Raw genomic sequence first — 15,152 nt, forward strand, 5'->3', positions numbered from 1 at the left:
GGTCTCCTGTTAGTCGATGAGCCAGTTTGCGCCGTCGCTGTAGACCGGCACTTTATTTGAGCCGCCGCCGGTAACAATGGCGCCGTGGTCAGCGGCGAGGGTGCCCGTCGCGTCGGTGACGAATGCTCTCGCGCCGGCACCGGCAGTCGCAGCGGATGGCAGAGAGGCGACGGTAGTTGGAGTGGTGACGATGGCGCCAAAGCCGTTAGCGCTAGCGCCGCTAACGATCTTCACCACCCCGGTTGTGACTCGACCAAGCGCGGTGTCTACCGCGCCATAAAATTCAGAAGTGCCCGTCCAGATGTATCCCGCGGAGGAACTCACGCCGAAGCCAGAAATTCCAGCAGAGTTGTTTTTCACACCTTGCTTATTGCCCGAAAGTGCAATGTTCGTGTCATCTCGAAGGCCAATCCAGGCTGCCATCGAATATTGACTTGTCGCCGTCGCTATTATTTGAGACCCGCTGAAGCCAGTTTTACCCAGTGTAATTGCACCTGGCTGCATACCGAGTGCATTTTCGCCACCGACTACAAACTGGATGTTCCTCGCCAGCCCCGTTCCGCCCTTTTCGGTTCCGATACGCAGGACATTAGCGGTCGCCTGCCAGTCGAAGACGCCGCGCTCGTAATTCGCGGCGTCGGTGTAGGAGGCGTAGACGATCAGGCGCTGGGCGTTGGCGCCGTTGCGCAACTCAGTGACATTCGGCGCAGGCGCGTAAATCGTCGCATTCGGGCTCGCAAGCGAGCCGCCCAGCGAGAGGGACGACGTCAGTTTGAGAGCGCCGCTCGCATAGGCCAGCGACGCCCCATCGCCGAGCGACAACGTCGAGCCCGACAGCGTGAGCCCCGCGCCGATCGTATAGGTCCCCGCCGCGCCCGCGTCGCCCCTCGGGATCACGAGATTGAGCGTCTGGTTCGGCGTGGTCCCGGTGATCGTCGCCGCCGCCGCCGAACCCGGCGCGGCGGTCGTCACCGTGCCGATCGTCAGCGTGTTCGCCGGGCCAGCATCCCCGCGCGGGATGGTGAGGCTCAGCGTCTGGTTCGGGGCGGCGCCCGTAATCGTCGCCGCGGCGGATGAGCCCGCCGCGCCGGTCGTCACGGTCCCGATCGTCAGCGTGTTCACCGGCCCAGCCGCGCCAGCCGCGCCCTGCGGACCAGCGGGCCCCTGCGCGCCGGCAGGCCCCTGCGGCCCCGCCGGGCCCGGCTCGCCCTGCGGGCCGCGCTGGCCGCGCGCGAGCATGGTCATCACGGTCTGCTGGCTCGCCCCGGCGATGTCCTCCACCGGCCCCCAGGCCGGCAGATCGTCCCACGCCGGCGCGGGCGGCGGCGGGGTCTGCGTCACGCCCTTGCGGATGTTCCAGGCGAATGACCCGAGGTTCGCGCTCTCGCCGCCATCGGCGTAGACCAGATCGGCGACATAGGCGCCCGAGAGCGCCTGCATCTCCGCCTGCGAGGCGAGCAGCGTGAGCACGACGCGCTTGGCCGGCGCGTCCACCGCCGTCACGCGCAGATTGCCGATGGCCGTCGACCAGGAATGATCGAGCGGCGCGTCCGGCCGGCGGCGCAGATCGAGCCGGAACACGCCCGCCGGCGGCATGTCGTAGCCCGGCATGGCGACGGTGATGGAGCGCGCGAGGTTGGCGTTGTTGACCGCGCTCACCTCCACCGGCGCGGGCGCCGACGCTCGCAGCGGCCCCGCGACGAGCGCGACGATAACGGCGAGGGCGAGGGCGATGAGCTTCATGACGTCACTTCTTCATCAGCACGCGCAGGCTCGCGAGCGTGCTCACGCGGATTTCCTTGTTCTCTTCGAGCGCCAGTTCTTCGGGCGTGAGCGTGTAGAGCGTCACCTCCTTCGTCTCGCTCCCCAGCGCGATCAGCTGCTCCATCACGGCGGCGCGGGTCGCGTCCGTCTCGGTCGCGCGCAACTTCATGATCGTCGCCTGCGGGGCGCGCAGCGCGTCGCGCAGGGCCTCGATATTCTCGGCGATGGCGAGACGGACATTGACGCTGAACTTGAACGCCTGCGGCACGGCGCTCTTCTTCGCGCCGTCCTCCACCGCCACCGTCGCGCCATCGAGCTTACCGAGGGCGTCGGTCAGATCGAGCATCTCATTGACCGAGAGCGTGAAGCTCTTCTTCTCGGCAGCCTGCGCGAACATGGGGGCGAGGCAGGCGAGGACGATCATCAGTTTACGCATCATGCATTTGCTCCTTTGGTTAAAAGCCCGGCACATAGCGGTTCGCGCCGCCCGTGCCCTTGATCACGATCCACTCCTGCACGCTCGCGTGCGCGCCCGCCGGCCCGACCGAGCCGAGCGTGGTGGCGACGCTTCCATTGGCGGCGACGGGAGCGGTGATGCTGGTGTCGATGACGATGTTGTGGCCGTAGATCGTCGACCATTGCGCGAAGCTCGATCCAAGCGTGCGGGCGTTGTCGATCTGCGGCCCGAAGCGGACGGCGTTCCAGAGGTAAAGATTGCCGCCGTTATAGGTGCTGAGAAAACCGCTGTGCGACGCGGCCACGCGCAGGAACAGGTTCTCGCCGTCCGAGTAGATGTCGCCGGCGTTCGCGCCCGCCGGGCCGCTCCAATGGAGCGACGCATTGGCCTTGCCGCTGATGGCCGACGTCGGCATGTCGAGCGCATAGCCGAGCCCCGTCCCGTCGAGAGACGTCGACAGCGAACCGTCGCGGAACACGATGCCAGCGAGGAAGGGGGTGCTGTTGTTGAAGATGTAGAGCGCGCCCGAGCATTCGTCGCCGCCCGCCGAACCGCCGCCGCAGCCGAGCGTCAACGTCGTCGTCACATGCGCGAAATTTGCCGTGTGAGGGGCGATGCGATGCGCGCCCCAGCCATTGTAGATTTCGAACTCGCCGAATGTCGCCTGCGCGGTCGGGCCGTCCGCCGCGGGCATTGCGAATGTGACGCCGTAGAGGCTCCACAAATGCACGTCTTCGCCATTGATGGCCTTGTCGTCGCCGACATTGAAGAGGCGCAGCACATGATTGTCCTGCACGGCGCCGTCGCTCGATCGATGCGCGAAGATCGGCCCGCCGATGCCGCCCGGCAGGCCCGTCACGATGAGCGGCGACGAGGTCTGCGGATTATTGCCGACGAAGCCCGAGAAATAGCCGTTGAGCCAGTTCGCGCCGTCCTTCGACGCGCCGCCGATATAGGCGGCCTGCGCGCCGAGCGTGTTCACGCGCACCGTCGACGTGGACGAATACATGTCGCGGCGGATGTTGAGGTTCGCCGTCTGCGTATCCGCCGGGGCCGACATGCCGGGCGGGGCCGGCGGGCCGGCGGGCGTCCATACGGCGGCGCAGGTGATCGTGATGCTCGTCGACGTCTTGGCGACGATCTGATTGCGCGCCACGCCATGCGGCACGATGCAGCCCGGCACGACGAGCGTGTAGCTGTTGCCCGAGACCGTGACGCTCTTTCCGCCCGTCACCTCGTCGCCGATGTTGAGGCCCGTCGTGTCGATATTGTCGATCGTCGTCGAGCCCGCCGTGAGATCGCCGGTCCGCACGACGCGGCCGAGGATCTGCGGGAAAAGGCTCGTGCCGATCGTCGTGACCGGGCCGAAGAGGGCCAGCGCCTGCGACGCTGACGTCGCCGCCGCCGTGGCCGCCGTCTGCGCCTGGTTGCGCGCCAGCTCCGCCGCCGCGCGGGCGGTCGCCGCGCCGTCGCGGTCGACGCGGGCGCGATTGGCGAAGCCCTGCGCCAGCAGCACCGGGCTCATGGTGAGCGGCGCGCCCCACTGGCCCAAGGCTTTCGGGCCCCACACCTTGCCGGCCGCGGCGTCGAAGGCCCAGTCGCAATCGCGGCCGAATGACGGGGCGGGCGCGCCCGTCGTCGGCAGCACCGAGCAGCCCTGATCGCCCTTCGGCCCGCGCGGCGTGATGCTGTTCGGGAAGGTCGGCGCGTTGGTGTAGCCGCCGGCCTGCGCAGCCGTGGCGAGACCGAGAAAAACGAGCGTGGCGAGACGGCGGATCACGCAGTGGCTCCCTGAATGGTGAGGGTGATGATGGCGACGCGGCTCCGCGCCGGGCCGAAGGGACCGCCGCGCGGGCGCACATGGATAAGGTCGCCGACATAGTCGCCGGCCGGGGCCTGGCGGATTTCGTCCTCGGCAGCGCTGAAGGAGAGGGAGAGCTTCCCTTCCTCATAGGCCCCGAGGGTGAGGTTCGGGACCGAATAGGCGGAGGAGAAGCGCAGGAAGGTTTGAACGTCGCCGCGAACGCGCTTGAAGGCGATTTCAAAGACGCTTCCATCGCTCTCGGGCGTCTCGGCTCCGCCCGGGCCCGGGGCCGAGCCCCCGCCTTCGACGGCGTAGTCCATCGGCACGTCGATCGTGAGGTCGAGCGTCTCGCCCTGCACGACGGTCCAGGCATATTGGAGCGGCGCCGCCATCAGAACCTCGCGGCGAGGGCGGCGGCCTCGGCCGGGCACGGCGGCCAGTGCGAATTGAGGCCATAGGTCGCGTCCTCCTCCGCGATGAGGGTGGCGCAGACGGCTCGCATCGCCGCAACCCATTCGACGCCCGCGACGAAGGCCGCCTGCGCGGCTTCCGCGTCCGCCTCGCCGGGCCAGCCGGCGGCGGCGGCGGAGGCCATGTTGCGCTGGGCCACCTCATCCGCGACCGCGAGGATGCGCTGCGCGCACATCGCCTTGACGAAGCCCGGGGCGAAGGCCGCCTGCGCGCGCGGGGCCGGGGCCGCCCAGCCGCCGCCGTCGAGCGGGCGCGAGCCGATCACGATCCCCTCGACGCCCGTCACGTCGCGAACGTCATATCCCTCGACGTCGGCCCATGCGGGACGCTCGTCGAAAAGCTCGCGGACCGCGCCGTTCATGATCAGTGCAAACATCTCAGATCACCCGATTGCGAGAAGGAGGGCCGCGCCGTGCTTGCCGGCGCCGGCCTGCGGAAAGAGGCCGAAGGTCGCGCCGGAGGCGGAGCCGCCGCCGCCGTAGAATTCGCCGGGGCTGCCTTCGGTCTGCGACGAGATGAAATGCGTGAGGCTCGGCGGCATGCAGAAGGACGCGCCGCCCGCGCCGGCCTGCCAGGGCGCGCCCTTGCCGCTCTTGCCGCCCGGCACGCCGAAGCCGCCGAGGCCGCCGGTTCCGCCGTCGACGGCGGGCGCATAGGTCGCCGTCGCCGAGCCGATGCCGCCATCGCCGCCTATGGCCAGCACGAGCGAGCCGATGGAGGTGCTGCCGCCCGGCGCGCCGTCGCCCCCATTGTTGGGGCTGGGCTGCCCGCCCGCGCCGATCGCGACCGGCAGCACGTCGCCCGGATCATAGTCAACGCCCGCGACGAGCACGCCGAAGCGGCATTCCGCGCCGCCGCCGCCCGAGCCCGCGCCGCCATTGTTGCCGCGCCCGCCCGCGCCGCCGCCGGCCCAAGCGATGTAGAAGATCGCGCGCGACCATGTCGGCGTCGCATAGTTGAAATTGCCCGGCGTCTTGTAGGCCGAGAAGGCGCGCGAGAGGTCGGGGGTGAAGAGGTCGCGCAGCGAGGCGAGCGTGAACTTCTTGTAGCTTGCCGGCGTCTGCCCCACGGCCGGGCGCAGCAGCGCGACGATGTCGGTGAGAGCGGGGGTCGTGGTCGCGAGCGGCTCATAGTCGAGATTGACCGTGCGGTTTTCCGCGACGCGCACGCCGACGCCCGATGCATAGGTGAGGATCGCGTTCTTGACCTGCTGGATGGACGGCCACGGGAACTGAAACACGCCCGGCCCCGCCGCCGCCTGCCCGGCCGCGAATTCCGCGTCCGTCGCCTGCCGCCCATAGCCGGTGAGAGCGGAGGTCGCGGCGCGGATGCGATAGAGCACGTCGAGCCAGCCGTTGGACAGCATGGTGTCGACGCGTTCGAGCGGCAATTGCACGCGCGGATGATGCGCGTTGATCATCAGGATCACGTCGAGGATCGTCGCGAAGGCTGCGCTGGGCGGCGTGAGGATGACATTGCCGTTCGAGACCTTCTCCGCCGCGATCCATGCGAGATCGGAGAGGCCGCCATTGGCCGAGACGAATTTCGCCATGGCCGTCGTGCCCACGAGGCAGACGTCGCCGTTTTCGTCGGTGATGGCGTATTCCGTCACCCAGAAGGGGCCGATCTCCTCGCCGCTCCCGTCCACCGCCGGCACGACGCAGAGGATGTCGACCTGGGCGGCGTCGGTCGGGTTGACCGTGACGCCCTGCACCCATGAGCCGCGCCCGACCTCGTGGATCACGCCGCCGGCGGCGAGGAGGGCGGAGATGAGCGGGATCTCGCCATTGCCGTCGCCGACGATCACCTCGCCCTGCGTGAAATTGACCGGCGTCCCGCCCGCCTGCGCGGCGGCGATGCGATTGAGGTAATGCTGCGTGGCCTTGGTCGAGACCACCACCGTGCTGATCGTCGGCAGCGTCATTGCGGATTGATCCTGATCTGCGGGAGGAAGCGCGCGCCCGCGCCGTGGAAGAGGTTGCGACTGCGCGGCTCGACGGTGCGGATGCGCACCGAGAAGAAGCTCGCGGAGCCGTGGAAGAGATTGCCGTTGGAGTTGCGGTAATGCGGGCGGACCTTCGCCGGCCAGTCGCGCACATTCTTGCGGCGCATGACCGAGCGCATCACGGCGTCGAGGTTCGGCGGCTCCTCGCCGGGATAGACGAGACTCTCGACGATGATATCAGGCCATTCCAGCTCGCGGTCCTCGAAATATTCGACGATGCGAACCTCCTGCCCCGTGTCCCGCGCAATCTCCTCTTCGAGTTTCGCGGGCGTGCCATAGGCGAGATGATCGTCGAAGCTCTCGGCCGTGCGCGCGCGCTTCGCGGCGAGCCCGCCGGCATATTGGTGCACGCTGCGCTCGGCCGCGAGGAACGGCAGGAAGGCGGCGTCGCACCGCGCGGGGTCGCGCTCGCGGCGAATGACGGCCGTGTCGGTGTCGAGAATGCGCGCCGAGGTTTTCGACTGCGCCTGCTCCCAGGCTGTCGCATTGCCGGGCAGGAGGTCGTCCGGTTCGTCGCTCATGCCGCCCGCCAGTTGAGCCGGATGCCCGTGCAGACCGGCGCGTCGAAATGGCCGCCGCCGATGACGGGCGGGTTGGCCGGGTTGAATGTCGTGAAGGGCGCGCGCATCTCGACGCCCAGCACCACGCGCGGGTCGTCGTGGCCGATTGCGTCGAAGAGGCCCGAGGGCGTCACCGAGCCGCCGATGAGCCGGCGCATGGCCGCATATTTCTGGACCGCCGCATATTGCGCGTCGCGCACCACCTGCGCGTCCGCGCCGCCGGGCAGCACCAGCGTCGCGTCGACCTCATAGGGGACGATCCGCGCCGCGCGCACGACGATCTTGTCATTGACCTTGCGCGCGTCGCGCGACGCGAAACGCGCGCGCACGCGATCGAGCAGCGCGGGCGGCGTGCGGCCGAGCGGCGAATTGCCGAGCACGACGATATGCACCTCGCCCTTCGGCACGCCGGGCGCCTCGTGCCCATAGACCGCGACGTCGAGAATATCGACCGGCGCGACCGAGCGCGCCTGATATTCATAGCCGCCATAGGAGCCGCCGATGGAGAGGTTCTCCCAGGCGAGGATGGCGCGCAGACGCAGCGACGCGTCGCTCTCGCCCGGCGCGCGAATGGTGTTGTATTCGGCGGCCCGCGCGTCGAGATCGGCGCCCTTGGCGAAGAGCAGAAACGTCGCCAGCACCGCCTCGTTGACGCGCTGGCGCACGAGCCCCTCGCGAAAGGCGTCGACCTGCTGGAGGATGACGGCCGGGTCGCTTTCGAGCAGGGCGACCGTGAATTCCGGCGCCCCCGGATCGTCGCCGTGGGCCGCGTTCCAGTATCGCAGGAAGGTGTCGAGCCGCGCGGCGAGAATGGCCTCGAAGGTCCATGTCTCCAGCGCCGCTGGCGTCGCGACGGCGGCCGGGTTGACGGGATCGAAGCGGCGGGTCGCGAGGATCGTCATGCCGCGCCCCGCTTGATGAGGGCGAGCGGAATGTTGAAATTGGCCGGCTCCTCGACGGCGTAATTGCCGTAGCGCCCCTCGGGGAAGTAACGCCCTTCGAGATAGATCGCGAGGCCGCCCGTCCGGTCGACCGAGACGAGCTGCATGCGCACGATGCGGAACTCCGGCTCCCATTTATGGATAGCGGTCACGAGGTTGCGATAGAGATGCGCCGCGAGCTGCGGCGAGATGTTGCGGCCGAGCCGCCGCGCCGGGTCGAGCCCGAAGTCGAGCCGCATGACGCGCTCGGTCGGGATCGTCATGATGATCTTGTCGAGCGACTGCGCGAGATGCGCATAGCCGGAGAGCGGAGCGCCCGTCGTCGACGAAATCCCGGTGCGGTAGCGGATCATTCAACGGCCCTTTCAGGCGCTTTCAGAGCTGCTTTCGGGCGCGTTTTTTTTTGCGCGCGGCTGGGCGAGGACGATCGTCTGCTGGGCCAGCTCATATTCGGCCTCGGCGTCCGTGAGACGCAGCTCGTGGCCGACCGTCGGGCGCGCGGGCTTGCCCTCCTCATAGACGGGCGGGATGCGATGGCCGGCGACGACGAAGCCGGCGCGCTCGGTGGTGACGTAGGTCTTCTTCTCGCTCATGGTTCTTCTCACGCGCTGGTCGGCAGCAGGGCTTCCTCGCGAATGCGAAAGGCCTGCCCGCCGACGATGAATTTGATCTTGTCGATGCTGTCGCCGTGGACGTAGCTCGTCTTGCCCTTGAGACGCGCCTCCTCGCCCTCGATCGATGCCTTCTTGTCGGCCTTGACGCTGATGTCCTTCTCGGCCGTGACGCTCACATCCTCTTTCGACTGCGCGATCGAGGTCTTCTCGGTCGTGAGGGCGAGCGAGTCCTTTTTCTGCGAGATGCGCGTCTTGTCGTATTCGCGCGCGCTCTCGTCCTTGTCCTGCTGGGGCCGCTTCAGCTCGTCGTCGAAGGCGGAGGGCACGGCGTAGGAGGCCGCGCCGACAATGCCCGAGGGGCTCATCATGCGCATGCGGTCGCCCACGGCCGGGAGCGGCGGCGAATATTTATAGGCGCCCGCGCTGTTCGAATGCGGCTTCATCCAGGGCGAGAGGATGGGCTTGTCGTCCTCGTCGCGGCCGATCTCGAGCCGCACCTTCCACTTCTTTTCGTCGCGCTCGGCGACAATGCCCTCGACATGCGAGAGGGCGAGCCGGCGATTGACCCGCACCAGCTCGCGGCGCGCGCGGCGAAGCTCCTGCGCGGCGAGGCTCATGCGTCGTCTCCCGTGAAGAAGGACGCGTCGGCGACGGCGTAGAGCGTCTGCTTCCACGTCACGGCGTAATAGACGCAGCCCTGCGCGAAATCCCTCGCGGTGAAGAGCGGGGCGGCGCTTGCCTCGCGGGCTTCGCCGATGTTCTCGACGCCCCAGCGCGCGAAATCGTCGTCGGTGAGCGCCTTCAGCAGCCCTTCGCAGATCGCGAGCGCCATCTCGTCGCGCTCGACGCGGCGGCCCGCGACCATCAGATCCTCGGCGACGACATAGGCGGTCATCTGCGCCTCGAAATCGTCGGCGCCCGAGAGCCGCCCGTCGGGCAGGATGCGCGTCGCGGCGACATAGACGCCGGGCGCGTTGAAGACGCCCTTCTTCATCACGTCGGAGATGTCGAGCTTGCCGTAATGCGCCTTCACCTCGATGTCGGCGAAGCGCGCGGCGAGGGCGGCGACGATCGCGTCGCGCAGCGCATGGACGCGGGCCTGATCGATAAGTGAGGCGCGGGTGAAGGCGGTCACAGCATCGCCCTCATGAAGTCGGTGACGAGTTCTTCGATTTCCCGCGCGTCATCGGCCGAGACGCCGACGAAGGGGCGCGCCGGGATCGTCACGCTTTTCGCGAAGACGCGTTTAGGCCCGAGCATGAAGGCCAGCCGCTCCGCGTTTTTCGGCGTGATGGTCGCGCCATCTTGATGGACGTGAGCGAATTCCCAGCTGTCGCCCCATTCGCCGCTGCTCCCCGACGACGAGGAGGCGACGTAGTAGCGCAGATGGTCGCCCGTACGCATGAGGATCGGCGTGCCGGTGAGGTTCGGCGGCCAGGCTTCGCCGTCGGGGCCGGGGCCGCCGCTCTCGATGCGCTTGCGCGTCTGGTTTTCGCCGAGGTCCACGATCTCCGCGACCAGCTCGCCCGCGTCGAATTCCGTGAGCCGCGTGACGAGCGCGTTGACGCGCGCCAGATCGGCCATGTCGATCTCGATGCGGACGCCGATGTCCATCACCAGCCCCCCATATTGTCGCGGGTGAACTGGCGCGGCGGCGCGATGACGATGGCTTCGCCCGGCGACGTCGTCGGCGTCGCGCCGTCGACCGAGCCGCCGCCGGAAAGGAAGGTGAGCCCGCCGCGGCCCTTCACGATGCCTTCGAGCCGCGCGACGGCGGTGTCGTAGCGCGCCTTCATCTCCTCCGAGCCGCGCGCGAAGGAGAGAGCGACGCGATGCATGGCCATGTCGATGGCGAAGAGACGCAGCGCGCCGAGCGACTCCTCGTCGAGATCGTCGATCTGCGCGCGCGTGTAGCGGCCCTGCAGGATGATGCGGATTTCCATCGACACGTCGGCGAGGGCGGCGTCGAAGCGCGCCCAGTCCGGCAGCCGCGTCGCCTCGTCGGCGCAGACGAGCTGCGCCTCGTTGGGATAGCGGGCCTGCACGTCGTCGATGGTGGCGAAAGGTGTGGCGGCCATGATGTCTCGCGGGATGGGGCGCCGGCCTTCCACCGGCTTGGCGCTTGCCGCTGCGCTAGCGGGATCGTCCGGCGGGTCTCACGCCCGCTCCCGATAAAGGCGAAGCCAGAACCGGGCGCTGCACGGCATTGCAGACGAAACTGGATGCGGGGGCTGGATTTGAACCAGCGACCTGCAGGGTATGAACCTGCCGAGCTACCGGGCTGCTCTACCCCGCAGAAAACTCACTTCCACTCGCCTTCGATCGCGCCGAGAGCGGAGAGCGTCTCCCATTCGGCGCGGGTGAGCTTCGCCTTCTCGCCCGGCGCGAAGGTTCCCGCGCTCGCGACGACCTTGAAGACGGCGGCGAATTCCTGCGTCTTCTCCTTGGCCGCTTTCGTTTCGGCCGCCGGCTCGGCGGGGGACGTCGCGCCCTGTTCGGCCGTCGTCGCGGCGCCCTGATCTGTTCTGGCCATGATGCGTCTCGATGCTTGAAGGAAAGATGCGCGCCCGACGTCCGGGCGCGCGGTTTATTGGAGCGATCAGCTCACCGCATTGGTGATGAGCGCGCCCGCGTCCTTGGCCATCACCAGCTCGGTGATCTTCTCGCCGACGCGGATTTCCTCGCCGCCCTCCAGGCCGACGTCCGAGTCCATGACCGAGCCCGCGATGCGCTCGCCGAACTGGGGCGAGAGGCCCCACGTCACGCCGCCGTCGGGGCGCGCCGCGCGGTCGATGTAAGTGAGCGAGATGTGCTTGCCCCACACGCGCTGGAGACTGGCCGCCTGCCCCTTGCGCGCGGTGTTCACCCAGCCCTCGCCGACGAAGAGGTTCTTGATCTCGAAGAAGTCGGCGAACTGCTTGCGCGTGATCATGCCCTCGCCGGAATAGCTGTTAGCGATGGCCTTCACGAGCTTGGGATGCGAGCGCAGCTTCTGCCACACCGCAAAGCCCATCGTGACCGTGTTCGGCCGATAGATGAGCGTCGAGTCGAGCGCGGCGTTGATGACGCCGATCGGGTCGCTGTTCGCATAGTCCTCGAAGCGGGCAGTTCCCGTGAGCGCGGTGATGCGCGCCGGGGCGTAATTGGCCGTATTCTGCATCATGGCCGCGACGCGGACCTCGCGGTCGAGCATGAGCAGATTGGTGAGCCAGTTCACGGCATGCGCGCGCGGGTCATAGCTGGAGATGCCGGCGCGGCGCTGCGCCTCGGCTGCCTTGATGTCGGAATTGAGGATCACGTCGCCGAGGCCATAGCTGTCGACGGCGCCATTCTGCTCGATCGCGCTGAATTCGACGAGCGGAACGCGGCCCTTGCGTCCGACCTTGGTGTCGGGGAGCGAGAAGCCTTCGGCCAGAGGGTATTCAAGCCATTTGAAGCTTTCGCCAGCGACCGGCACGCGCGGCAGCACCTGGTCGGCGATGAGCGTGAGGTCGGGGTTGGAATAGCCGATCGCATAGCCGGTGAGCACCGGGTTGACGACGAAGGGGCGAGCAGGAGCAGCCATGATTGCCTCGATTGCGAAAGAGGGGCGTCAGCCGGTCAGCCGGCGATGACGCCCTTGGAGACCTGGAAGGGGATGACGTCACCGGCGACGCCCGAAACGAGCGCGAAGCCGATGACGTGCTTCATCTGGCCGGAGGTGAAGGTCGCCGCGACAGCCTTGCTGTTGGCGTCCGACGTGAGCGGGTCGCCGGCGGCGACCGTGCCGCCCAGCGTGACCTCGTGGACGTCGTCGATGGCGACGTCGACCATCTGTCCGGCCCCGGTCGCGCCCATGTCGATGACGCCCGCGATCTTGTCGGTCGCCGCCGTCGCCGGCGCGACCTCGCCGCGGTTCGATGTGTATTTGACGATCGTCTTCGCCGCTGCGGCGGCGGTGATCGAGAAGCTCTTGAAGCAGGGGCTGGCGCTCATCGCTTAAGTCCTGTCGTTAGCGGAGGTCAGGCCGTGGCCTGATATTTGGCTTCGAGGGCCGCCATGGCGGACATGAAGTCGGGAGCCTTGCCGGCGGAGACGAGGCCGCGCGCTTCAGCGGCGAGCTGCGCGCCGGTCGGGACGCCGCCGCCCTCCGGCGGCTTCTTGTCGTCGAGGCCGGAGCCGGAGAGCACGGGCGTCTTCGCCGAGAGCAGCGCCTTCACCGTCTCCAGGCCGGCGTCGGTGGCGCAGAGCCGCGCATAATGCTCGCGCTCGGCGGGAACGATCTTCTTTCCCTTCACCGCGTCCTCGAGCAGCGCGTCGACCTGCGCCTTGCGGCCCGCGGCCTTGATGTCGGAAAGCTCCTTCGACGTCGCGGCGAGCTGCGCCAGCGTTTCGTCGTGAACCTTCTTCTCCACGAAGCCGGCTTCGAGAGCCGTCAGCATGGCGGCCTCATTGGCGCCGGCCGTGACGCCGAGCGCGCTGGCGAGTTTGTCCATCATGTTCTCCTGGGAGGATGCGGCGGCGAGCGCCTTCTGATTGCCGAGCGCCGGGGCCGTGACGAGCGCGACCGATCGCAGCCATGTCGGCCTGCGCTCCGGCGTGTGGAAAAAGTCGGGGGAGACGAAGCGGTATTTCCGCGCCGCGAGCAGCGCCTTGCCTTCGTCGAGCCATTCGACGCGGCCCTGCAACGCGCCGCCGTCGACGCGAAGCTCCCTGATCCAGCCGATCGCGTCGGCGCGGGAGCCGGTGAGCGCGGCGTGATGCGTGGCGTGATTGACGTCGACCGGCAGGTCGACGCCGTCCGCATTGAAGCGGGAGACGAGCAGCTCGGGGTCTACATCGAAAGACCTCCCGTCACGGGTGTCGACGCGACCGCGCTTTGCGAAGATCGTGATCCACTCCGGCGGCGCGTCGCTTTCGGGAAGCACGGCGGCCAGAGCGTGAAATGCGAAATCGGCTTGCGAAGCGGTCTGCATGTCGGCAAGATGCAATTGCCGGCCGGGAGCAATGGCCCCGAACATGTTCGGCCCGCCCCGAGAGGCGCAAGCGCGAACCGCGCGCGACCCCTTCAGATAAAATCGACGTTAAAAGGGTATTGAAAGCCCTGGACGCGCGTTTTCAGCCACAATGGCCGAAGACAGCGGAAATCGCATTCGACGCATCAGCGGCCGTTTCTGCGGCCCGCGCCTTTCCTCTCTGGCAGGCGCTCCAGAACGAGTTTCGAATAGCCCGCGTCGTCGCGCCAGTGCTCCAGCTCGGCGAAGTCGCCGCAGAGCAGCCGCGCGAGCTTCGTGGCCTTGAGATCGAGCGCGCTGCGCATCGTCGGCGGCATGCGCTCCCAGTTGGGCGCGCCGCGCATAAGCTCCTTGAGCGACTGCTCCAGCTCCGCGACCGCGCCGAAGTCGCCATGCGTCGTCTCGCGCGCGGCGAGCAGCGGATCACGCGGGGTCTTTCGCATCGTCTTTCCCGAAGCTCAAAATCTGCAGCAGGCGCGACAGCGACAGCCGCCAGCGCGTCCTGGCAATCAGCGCGCGCAGCGTGAAGCCGCGCGGCTTCTCGCCCGCCTCGCGCTTCGCGGCCTCGTCGATCACGCGCTGCACGAGCGGAAGATCCTGCGCGCGCACGCGCGGCCTCTTGCCCGTGAGCGCGCCGCTCGGCGCGGTGACGATCCTGCCGTCCATCACGGCGGCGGGAATGTCGAAGCTCGCGCCGGGGATCGTCGCGAGGAAGCGCGGCGCGGGCGAGGCGACGAATTCCGCGATCGACTTGCGTGCGGCCTCTTCGCCCGCGTCCGCGAGCCGCGCCGAGAAATTCTCGACGAGCGTCCGGGCGCGGGCGAGGCCGGGGTTCGTCTGCCAGCCGGGGTCGATCCCGACGGGCACCTGCGTCACCTCGCCGGTGCGGTTATTGACGAAGGTCGTCGTCTCCATGGACGGCCGGTCGGTCGTGTAGCCGTCCTGTCCGTCGAGCCGCTGGAATTCGAATTTCGTGATCTGCCGCACGGCGCATTTGCAGCCCCAGCCGTTGGGCGGGAAATGCGTCTTCCAGAAATCGTCGTCCACGGGCAGGATCACGCCCGCCCAGACGAGATGCTCGGGCCGCGGCTCGACGCTCGCCGTGCGCACATAGAGCAGATAGGGCAGGCCGCGCTTGGTGCGCTGGATGCGCTCCCACTGCCCGGCGGCGCGCGCGGCGCGGACATTGTGCCAGAAGATCGTCTGCAGCCGCGCGGGCTTCGAGAAGTCGACGATCTTCGACTTCCACCGCCCCTCGGGATCCGCGACCTTGCGGCGGCCATACCAGCCGAGCCGCTGCAGCTCGGGAACGATCCCCTGCCGCCACGTCTCGAAGCCCTGACCGTTTTCGAGCGCCTTTTGAATGGAGCTTTTGAAGAGGTTCAAAAGCTCGAGATCGACGGCCTTGGCGACGGTGAAGGCGTGGGCGTGCTCCTCGCCGTAAACATCCTTCCACGAGAAGGAGGGCTTCAACCCCTTGTCGGCGAAATAGCGGATGACCTCCGGCGGCGTCTGGAAACCGCGCTGGGCGGGCGGCTTCAC

20 protein-coding genes and 1 tRNA gene are annotated in these 15,152 nt (G+C 68.1%); all 21 read right to left on the reverse strand.

The window, feature by feature from the left end:
- Nucleotides 1–9 precede the first annotated feature (9 nt).
- The 21 genes from LG047_RS12500 to LG047_RS12600 all read right to left on the reverse strand — a co-directional run bounded on the left by LG047_RS12500 (nucleotide 10) and on the right by LG047_RS12600 (nucleotide 15,152).
- Complete coding sequence (locus LG047_RS12500; RefSeq protein WP_051134312.1) at nucleotides 10–1,743, reverse strand: hypothetical protein; 1,734 nt, start codon at nucleotides 1,741–1,743, stop codon at nucleotides 10–12.
- Between the two features lie 4 nt (nucleotides 1,744–1,747).
- Nucleotides 1,748–2,203: a hypothetical protein gene (locus tag LG047_RS12505; protein WP_036285228.1), complete on the reverse strand. Its 456-nt coding sequence runs from the start codon at nucleotides 2,201–2,203 to the stop codon at nucleotides 1,748–1,750.
- 16 nt (nucleotides 2,204–2,219) lie between these two features.
- Nucleotides 2,220–4,001 (reverse strand): hypothetical protein, encoded by a 1,782-nt coding sequence (locus tag LG047_RS12510; RefSeq protein WP_036285231.1) that lies wholly within the window; start codon nucleotides 3,999–4,001, stop codon nucleotides 2,220–2,222.
- On the reverse strand, nucleotides 3,998–4,417 hold the full coding sequence (locus tag LG047_RS12515) for a hypothetical protein (protein WP_036285234.1): 420 nt from the start codon (nucleotides 4,415–4,417) through the stop codon (nucleotides 3,998–4,000). Before LG047_RS12515 ends, LG047_RS12510 begins: the two co-directional genes overlap by 4 nt.
- Nucleotides 4,417–4,872 carry a hypothetical protein gene (locus LG047_RS12520; RefSeq protein WP_036285236.1) on the reverse strand — a complete coding sequence of 152 codons (456 nt, stop codon included), beginning with the start codon at nucleotides 4,870–4,872 and terminating at the stop codon, nucleotides 4,417–4,419. Before LG047_RS12520 ends, LG047_RS12515 begins: the two co-directional genes overlap by 1 nt.
- Nucleotides 4,873–4,878: 6 nt before the next feature.
- Nucleotides 4,879–6,420, reverse strand: coding sequence for a phage tail protein (locus tag LG047_RS12525; RefSeq protein WP_036285239.1), 1,542 nt, complete (start codon nucleotides 6,418–6,420; stop codon nucleotides 4,879–4,881).
- Nucleotides 6,417–7,022: a phage tail protein gene (locus LG047_RS12530; protein ID WP_036285242.1), complete on the reverse strand. Its 606-nt coding sequence runs from the start codon at nucleotides 7,020–7,022 to the stop codon at nucleotides 6,417–6,419. Before LG047_RS12530 ends, LG047_RS12525 begins: the two co-directional genes overlap by 4 nt.
- Nucleotides 7,019–7,963, reverse strand: coding sequence for a baseplate J/gp47 family protein (locus LG047_RS12535; RefSeq protein WP_036285245.1), 945 nt, complete (start codon nucleotides 7,961–7,963; stop codon nucleotides 7,019–7,021). Before LG047_RS12535 ends, LG047_RS12530 begins: the two co-directional genes overlap by 4 nt.
- Nucleotides 7,960–8,355, reverse strand: a complete 396-nt coding sequence (locus tag LG047_RS12540) for a GPW/gp25 family protein (protein WP_036285247.1) — start codon at nucleotides 8,353–8,355, stop codon at nucleotides 7,960–7,962. The genes LG047_RS12535 and LG047_RS12540 overlap by 4 nt, the downstream gene beginning before the upstream one ends.
- Before the next feature lie 12 nt (nucleotides 8,356–8,367).
- Nucleotides 8,368–8,595, reverse strand: coding sequence for a hypothetical protein (locus LG047_RS12545; protein WP_144259692.1), 228 nt, complete (start codon nucleotides 8,593–8,595; stop codon nucleotides 8,368–8,370).
- An 8-nt stretch (nucleotides 8,596–8,603) separates the two neighbouring features.
- Nucleotides 8,604–9,233 (reverse strand): phage baseplate assembly protein V, encoded by a 630-nt coding sequence (locus LG047_RS12550; RefSeq protein WP_051134313.1) that lies wholly within the window; start codon nucleotides 9,231–9,233, stop codon nucleotides 8,604–8,606.
- A complete protein-coding gene (locus LG047_RS12555; protein WP_036285252.1) occupies nucleotides 9,230–9,751 on the reverse strand; it encodes a hypothetical protein in 522 nt (173 codons plus the stop codon). Before LG047_RS12555 ends, LG047_RS12550 begins: the two co-directional genes overlap by 4 nt.
- The gene (locus LG047_RS12560) at nucleotides 9,748–10,230 is read right to left on the reverse strand and encodes a phage virion morphogenesis protein (protein ID WP_036285254.1); all 483 of its coding nucleotides are present in this window, start codon (nucleotides 10,228–10,230) and stop codon (nucleotides 9,748–9,750) included. The genes LG047_RS12555 and LG047_RS12560 overlap by 4 nt, the downstream gene beginning before the upstream one ends.
- Nucleotides 10,230–10,694, reverse strand: coding sequence for a phage protein Gp36 family protein (locus tag LG047_RS12565; RefSeq protein WP_036285256.1), 465 nt, complete (start codon nucleotides 10,692–10,694; stop codon nucleotides 10,230–10,232). The genes LG047_RS12560 and LG047_RS12565 overlap by 1 nt, the downstream gene beginning before the upstream one ends.
- A 141-nt stretch (nucleotides 10,695–10,835) precedes the next feature.
- Nucleotides 10,836–10,912: transfer RNA gene (locus LG047_RS12570), tRNA-Met, on the reverse strand.
- Between the two features lie 6 nt (nucleotides 10,913–10,918).
- The gene (locus LG047_RS12575) at nucleotides 10,919–11,149 is read right to left on the reverse strand and encodes a hypothetical protein (RefSeq protein ID WP_036285258.1); all 231 of its coding nucleotides are present in this window, start codon (nucleotides 11,147–11,149) and stop codon (nucleotides 10,919–10,921) included.
- Between the two features lie 66 nt (nucleotides 11,150–11,215).
- Complete coding sequence (locus LG047_RS12580; protein WP_227967048.1) at nucleotides 11,216–12,181, reverse strand: major capsid protein; 966 nt, start codon at nucleotides 12,179–12,181, stop codon at nucleotides 11,216–11,218.
- A 35-nt stretch (nucleotides 12,182–12,216) separates the two neighbouring features.
- On the reverse strand, nucleotides 12,217–12,591 hold the full coding sequence (locus LG047_RS12585) for a DUF2190 family protein (RefSeq protein WP_036285262.1): 375 nt from the start codon (nucleotides 12,589–12,591) through the stop codon (nucleotides 12,217–12,219).
- Nucleotides 12,592–12,617: 26 nt separating this feature from the next.
- Complete coding sequence (locus LG047_RS12590; RefSeq protein ID WP_036285265.1) at nucleotides 12,618–13,616, reverse strand: phage protease; 999 nt, start codon at nucleotides 13,614–13,616, stop codon at nucleotides 12,618–12,620.
- Nucleotides 13,617–13,756: 140 nt separating this feature from the next.
- Nucleotides 13,757–14,053, reverse strand: coding sequence for a hypothetical protein (locus LG047_RS12595; protein ID WP_051134314.1), 297 nt, complete (start codon nucleotides 14,051–14,053; stop codon nucleotides 13,757–13,759).
- Nucleotides 14,034–15,152: a phage minor head protein gene (locus tag LG047_RS12600; RefSeq protein WP_051134315.1), complete on the reverse strand. Its 1,119-nt coding sequence runs from the start codon at nucleotides 15,150–15,152 to the stop codon at nucleotides 14,034–14,036. Before LG047_RS12600 ends, LG047_RS12595 begins: the two co-directional genes overlap by 20 nt.

It is taken from the genome of Methylocystis sp. WRRC1, from assembly GCF_020733155.1.
Lineage (GTDB): Bacteria > Pseudomonadota > Alphaproteobacteria > Rhizobiales > Beijerinckiaceae > Methylocystis.

Excerpts from the sequence above, each read along its gene's own strand:
- LG047_RS12565 (WP_036285256.1), bottom strand. The coding sequence starts at position 10,694 with ATGGCCGCCACACCTTTCGCCACCATCGACGACGTGCAGGCCCGCTAT.
- LG047_RS12560 (WP_036285254.1), bottom strand. The coding sequence starts at position 10,230 with ATGGACATCGGCGTCCGCATCGAGATCGACATGGCCGATCTGGCGCGC.
- LG047_RS12500 (WP_051134312.1), bottom strand. The coding sequence starts at position 1,743 with ATGAAGCTCATCGCCCTCGCCCTCGCCGTTATCGTCGCGCTCGTCGCG.
- LG047_RS12520 (WP_036285236.1), bottom strand. The coding sequence starts at position 4,872 with ATGTTTGCACTGATCATGAACGGCGCGGTCCGCGAGCTTTTCGACGAG.
- LG047_RS12525 (WP_036285239.1), bottom strand. The coding sequence starts at position 6,420 with ATGACGCTGCCGACGATCAGCACGGTGGTGGTCTCGACCAAGGCCACG.
- LG047_RS12580 (WP_227967048.1), bottom strand. The coding sequence starts at position 12,181 with ATGGCTGCTCCTGCTCGCCCCTTCGTCGTCAACCCGGTGCTCACCGGC.
- LG047_RS12540 (WP_036285247.1), bottom strand. The coding sequence starts at position 8,355 with ATGATCCGCTACCGCACCGGGATTTCGTCGACGACGGGCGCTCCGCTC.
- LG047_RS12595 (WP_051134314.1), bottom strand. The coding sequence starts at position 14,053 with ATGCGAAAGACCCCGCGTGATCCGCTGCTCGCCGCGCGCGAGACGACG.
- LG047_RS12585 (WP_036285262.1), bottom strand. The coding sequence starts at position 12,591 with ATGAGCGCCAGCCCCTGCTTCAAGAGCTTCTCGATCACCGCCGCCGCA.
- LG047_RS12590 (WP_036285265.1), bottom strand. The coding sequence starts at position 13,616 with ATGTTCGGGGCCATTGCTCCCGGCCGGCAATTGCATCTTGCCGACATG.
- LG047_RS12545 (WP_144259692.1), bottom strand. The coding sequence starts at position 8,595 with ATGAGCGAGAAGAAGACCTACGTCACCACCGAGCGCGCCGGCTTCGTC.
- LG047_RS12530 (WP_036285242.1), bottom strand. The coding sequence starts at position 7,022 with ATGAGCGACGAACCGGACGACCTCCTGCCCGGCAATGCGACAGCCTGG.
- LG047_RS12550 (WP_051134313.1), bottom strand. The coding sequence starts at position 9,233 with ATGAGCCTCGCCGCGCAGGAGCTTCGCCGCGCGCGCCGCGAGCTGGTG.
- LG047_RS12535 (WP_036285245.1), bottom strand. The coding sequence starts at position 7,963 with ATGACGATCCTCGCGACCCGCCGCTTCGATCCCGTCAACCCGGCCGCC.
- LG047_RS12575 (WP_036285258.1), bottom strand. The coding sequence starts at position 11,149 with ATGGCCAGAACAGATCAGGGCGCCGCGACGACGGCCGAACAGGGCGCG.
- LG047_RS12515 (WP_036285234.1), bottom strand. The coding sequence starts at position 4,417 with ATGGCGGCGCCGCTCCAATATGCCTGGACCGTCGTGCAGGGCGAGACG.
- LG047_RS12505 (WP_036285228.1), bottom strand. The coding sequence starts at position 2,203 with ATGATGCGTAAACTGATGATCGTCCTCGCCTGCCTCGCCCCCATGTTC.